1 protein-coding gene is annotated in these 5,318 nt (G+C 70.7%); it reads right to left on the bottom strand.

Annotation, left to right across the window (positions count from 1 at the left end; genetic code table 11):
* Window positions 1–117 precede the first annotated feature (117 nt).
* Window positions 118–5,318, bottom strand: a 5,201-nt coding sequence (pulA, locus tag AOK00_RS35985) for a pullulanase-type alpha-1,6-glucosidase (protein WP_055604298.1), incomplete at its 5' end; no start/stop codon positions are given.

The following is a 5,318-nucleotide window of genomic DNA, read 5'->3' as shown; positions in this document are numbered from 1 at the left end:
GCAACCCGCTGCCTCTGCCCCACGGGGGCAGAGGCAGCGGGTTGCCGGTCGGCGACGAGCCGGGAAGGCTCGCCGCCGACGGCACGCGCTACGGGGTGACGCCGATGGAGCGGGTGATCACCGCGCCGTGAAGACCGCCACGGTCCGCGCCGGGACCGTGAAGGTGCCCGAACCCGGCTCGTAGGAAGAACCCTTCACGACCGTGTCGGAACCGTTCGCCTGCACCGGGTGCAGGGCGTACGACGTCCCGGCCAGGCCGGAGACCCGCTGCGTCTGCTGCCGCGTGCTGGCGTTGAAGACCACCACCAGGTCGCCCAGGCGCATCGTGATCACGCCCGGGGTCTCCTCCAGGCCCGAGAGCGGGAAGGACAGGGCGTCCTGCACCTGGCCCGCGGTCGCGAGGGAGAAGGCCGGCTCGGTGGTACGGATCTTCTGGAGGTCGCGGTACGCGGCGGAGGCGCCGTCGATCTGCTCGCAGCCGACCGTCAGGCTCGGGTTCACGAGCAGCGGCTTTCCGTAGCCCCACTTGGCCTTGTTGTCGGGGGCCGGCGGGAGGCCGCGGCCGAAGCCGTTGCCGTCGCCGCAGTCCCAGTGGATCGCGTTGAACCAGTCGCCGCTGTCGTACGAGTTGCGGTCGAGCGACTTGGAGCGCAGCAGGTCCGAGCCCGCCTGGGAGAGCGCCGGGCCCTGCGAGAGGGTCGCGGTGGCCATGGCGAGGACCTGCATACGTGCCCGGTCGGCGGCCGGCGTGCCCGCCGGGAGCTTGAAGGCGAGCGCGTCGTACAGGGTCTCGTTGTCGTGGGCGTCGGCGTAGGCGAGGGCCTCGCCGGGGGCGGCGGCGTATCCGGCGGGGGCGCCGTTGTAGTCGACCTGGCTGCCCTTGACCGTACGGCCGGAGGTGTCGGTGAAGGAGTAGTCGGCGAGGTTGCCGGTCAGGCCGACCTTGATGAGGTCCTGGTAGTGGAGGAGCCGGGCCTTCTGCTGCTCCGGGGTGCCGTTGGCGGTGGACGTGTTGGGGTCGGTGAAGAGGCCGGAGGCGAAGCCCTGGACGCCGGGGTCCTCGTCGAAGGGGCCGCCGCCGCGGACGGCGTCGCGGGCCCGGTCGGAGAAGGTCGCGATGCCGGTGCCGGCCATGTTCTTCTGGGTGGCCTGGACGAAGCGGGCGTCGTCGGCGATCTCGCCGAAGTTCCAGCCCTCGCCGTAGAGGATGATCGCCTTGCCGTCGACGCCGTCCTTGGCGAGGGTCAGCTCGTCGAGGGCCTTGCGGACGGCGAGGATGTTGGCCTTGGGGTGGTGGCCCATGAGGTCGAAGCGGAAACCGTCGACCTTGTAGTCCTTGGCCCAGGTGACGAGGGAGTCGACGACGAGCTTGCCCATCATCGCGTTCTCGGGCGCGGTGTTGGCGCAGCAGGTCGAGGTGGCGACGGTGCCGTCGGCCTGGAGGCGCTGGTAGTAGCCGGGGACGATCCGGTCGAGGACGGACTTGTCGGACTGTCCGGCGGCGACGGTGTGGTTGTAGACGACGTCCATGACGGTGCGCAGGCCGTTGCCGTTGAGGGCCTGGACCATCTGCCGGAACTCGACCGTGCGGCGGGTGCCTTCGGGGTCGGTGCTGTAGGAGCCCTCGGGGACGGTGTAGTGGAGCGGGTCGTAGCCCCAGTTGTAGGCGTCCTTGGCCGCGGCGGCGGCCACGCAGGCCTGCTGCTCCTCGGAGTCGGGGGCGTAGACCTTCAGGTCGCAGGCGGGGGCGGTCTGGTCGGACTTCTTCTCGGGGATGGTGCCGATGTCGAAGGCCGGGAGGAGGTGGACGTAGGAGGTGCCGGAGGCGGCGAGGTCACGCAGGTGCTTCGAGCCCTTGCTTCCCTTGTCGGTGAAGGCCAGGTAGGTGCCCCGGTGGTCGGCCTTCGCCGTCGGGTCGGCGACGGAGAAGTCGCGGATGTGGAGTTCCTGGATCTGGGCGTCGCGCAGGGGCACGGCGGCCGGCTTCTTCAGTGCCTTCCAGCCCTGGGGTGCGAGCCGGGGGTCGGTGAGGTCGACGGCGAGGCTGCGGGCGGAGTCGGTGGTGAGGGCGGTGGAGTAGGGGTCGGTGACCTTGTTCTCCACGATCTTCTGGACGGTGGGGGCCCAGACCCTCACGACGTAGCGGTACGGCTTGCCCGTCCAGGACTTGGGGCCGGTGACGGACCAGACGCCGGAGGTGTCGTCGCGCCGCATGGGCACGGTCCGGCCGTCGAGTTCGAGGGCGACGGACTGCGCGGTGGGGGCCCAGACGGAGAGGCCGACCTTGCCGCCGCGGAAGACGGGGCCGAGGGCGGCGCCGGTGGCCTTCTTCGCGTACAGGTCGTCGAGGACTCCGGCGGTCTGGACGCCGGTGGCGGCGAGCAGGGCGCCGTTGGCGGCGCGCTGGGTGGCGATGAGCTGGCCGCGCAGGGAGTCGCGGACGCGCTCGGTGTCGCGCGGGTCGACGGTGAAGGCCGGGTACTCCTTGAGGTGCGGGTACTTCGCCTTCTGCGCGTCGGTGAGGGCGGTCTGGTTGAGCCGGAGCCACTGGCCCTCGGTGTTCAGGGCGCCGTCGGTGACGGTGATCCCGCCGTCCTTCGCGTACACGAGCTGCTGGCTGGTGGCCTCGGTGGCCTTGACCTTCCAGACGACGGTGTTCCGGTCGATCCACTGGGCCTCGGACTTTCCGAGGTCGAGGTTCGGGGCGCCGCCGACGGTCGGGAGCAGGTACTTGGGCTGTCCCGCGAGCAGCCACACCTCGTGGCCGAGGCTCGCGAGGTCGAGGGACTGGTCGGTGGGCAGGTCCTTCTCGTCGCCCTTGTGGAGGATGTACGAGAGGGAACCCGCGCCCTCGGTGAGCGGGACCTCGTAGACGGCGCCGTAGGCGTCGATCCGGGTCGGCATGAGGGGCTTGGACCAGTCGGTGGGCTGGGCTGCGCCGGTCCAGGTGTGGAGGCCCCAGCCGTCGTAGGCGCCGTCGGGCCGCTGGTAGTGGATGACGGCCTTGGTCTTGTCCTGCGGGGCGGGGGCCGGGTTCGTGTCGGACTGGCCGTCCTGGCCCTGCGTGATCCAGACCTCGCCGGTGCGGCCGAGGGTGATGCTCCGCTGCGGGCCGTCGGCGGTGCCGTCCCTCTCGACGGTGTACGTGACGGTGGAGGCGCCTTCGGGGACCTTGACCCAGGCGAAGGCGCCGTGGGCGTCGCGGCCGGTGAACGCGGCCTCCTGGCCGGCGGCCTTCAGGGTCCAGCCGTCGTAGTTCCCGTCCTCGCGCTTGTAGTGGACGACGGCGTGGGTGCGCTCGACGGCGACCGGCTTCTCGGGCGCGGGGGCCTGTCCGGCGGTGGTCGCGGCGGTGGCGCTCGCGGTGCGGCCCGCGCTGTCGACGACGACGGCCTTGTAGCGCAGGGCGGTGCCGGCGGGGGCGGTGACGTGCTGGGTGACCTTGTAGGGGGCGTGGTCGGCGGTGCCGAGGGTCTGCCAGCGGCCGTTGCCGGTCTGGGCGGCGAAGACGACGCGGTTGAGGCCGCCGCCTCTGACGTCGGCGGTGAGCTCGACGGTGCCGGTGGCTCCGGCGGCGGGGGCCTTGAGGCTGACGGAGGGCTTCGCGGCGGGGGCCGGGAGGGGCTTGTCGGCCTTGAGGACGAGGGAGGAGAGGGCGGGGACGGTGACGGTGACCTTGCCGTCGTTCGCGGTGACGGCGCCCTTGCCTCCGTACAGGGCGCGGAAGGCGGCCGAGTCGACGGGAACGGTGACCGTCCTGTCGGTGGTGGCGCTGTTGGTGGCGACGAGGTACTCGGTCCGCGTCTTCGTGTCCGTACGGGAGAAGGCGTAGACGGAGCCCTCGGCGTACCGTTCCTGCTGCACTCCGTCGCGGAGGGCCGGGTTGTCGCGGGTCAGCTTCGACAGGGCGGCGACGGACGTGTACACCGGGTGCGTGGGGTCGTACGCGTCGGTGGCGTGGGTGCGGTCGGTGCCGAGCTGGTCGTCGTCGAGGTAGTCGGCGGTCTTCGAGGCGAAGAGGGTCTGGCGGGCGTCCTTGTCGCCGCCGGGGCCGGTGAAGCCCTGCTCGTCGCCGTAGTAGATCACCGGGTTGCCCCGGGACAGGAACATCAGCTCGTTGGCGAGGGTGGCCCGGCGGACGAGTTCGGTGTCGGAGGCGTTCGGGTTGTCCTGCTTGAGGAAGGTGCCGATGCGGCCCATGTCGTGGTTGCCGAGGAAGGTCACCTGCTCGTAGGCGTTGGCCTTGTCGGTGGTGTACCGGTAGTCCTCGGCGAAGACCTTGGCGAGCCGGTCGGCTCCGGCGCCCTGGGAGGCGAAGGCGCGGGCGGCGTCCTGGAAGGGGAAGTCGAGGGTGGCGTCGAGCCGGCCCCGGGTGACGTACGGGGAGGTGACGGCGGTGTCGGCTGAGTAGACCTCGCCGAACATGAAGAAGTCCTCGCGGCCCTGCTTCCTGGCGTAGGCGTCGAGGGCGGTGGCCCACTGGGTCCAGAAGTCGAGGTCGACGTGCTTGACGGTGTCGATGCGGAAGCCGTCGATCTTGAAGTCGCGGACCCACTTCTCGTAGATCTTCCGCATGCCGTCGACGACCTCGGGGCGTTCGGTCCACAGGTCGTCGAGGCCGACGAAGTCGCCGTACTCGGCGGACTCGCCGACCCAGGTGGAGTCGCCCCGGTTGTGGTACATCGTGGGGTCGTTGAGCCAGGCCGGGACCTTGGTGTCGGCCTTCTCGGTGGAGCCGACCGGGGTGTACGGGAAGGAGCCCGCGTCGACCTTGCCGATGGCGTCCCGGTCGTCGAAGGGGCGGCCGTCCTTGTCGAGGTACGGGTAGGCGCCCTTGGGGCGGTAGCCGTACTTCTGCTCGGCGTAGTCGACGGTGTCGGCGGTGTGGTTGGTGATGACGTCGAAGAAGACCTTCATGCCCTTGCGGTGGGCGGCCGCGATCAGCTTCTCCAGGTCCTCGTTCGTCCCGAAGTGCGGGTCGACCTGGGTGAAGTCGGTGATCCAGTAGCCGTGGTAGCCGGCGGAGGCGTCCTTGCCCTCCCCCTGCACGGGCCGGTTCTTGAAGATCGGCGCCATCCAGATGGCGGTGGTGCCGAGCCCCTTGATGTAGTCGAGCCGCTCCGTGAGCCCCTTGAGGTCGCCGCCCTGGTAGAAGCCCTTGTCGGTGGGGTCGAAGCCGGTCTGTGTCCGGCTGCCGGTGAGGCCGCCCCGGTCGTTGGAGGTGTCGCCGTTGGCGAACCGGTCGGGCAGGACGAAGTAGAACTGCTCGCGGGTGAGGTCCTGGCGGGCGGGCTCGGCCGCGAGCAGTTCTACTTCGT

This window comes from Streptomyces aureus, from assembly GCF_001418135.1.
GTDB classification, from domain to species: Bacteria; Actinomycetota; Actinomycetes; order Streptomycetales; family Streptomycetaceae; genus Streptomyces; species Streptomyces aureus_A.
Note: the sequence above shows the minus strand (reverse complement) of the source record. Positions and strands in the feature narration are given on the sequence as shown.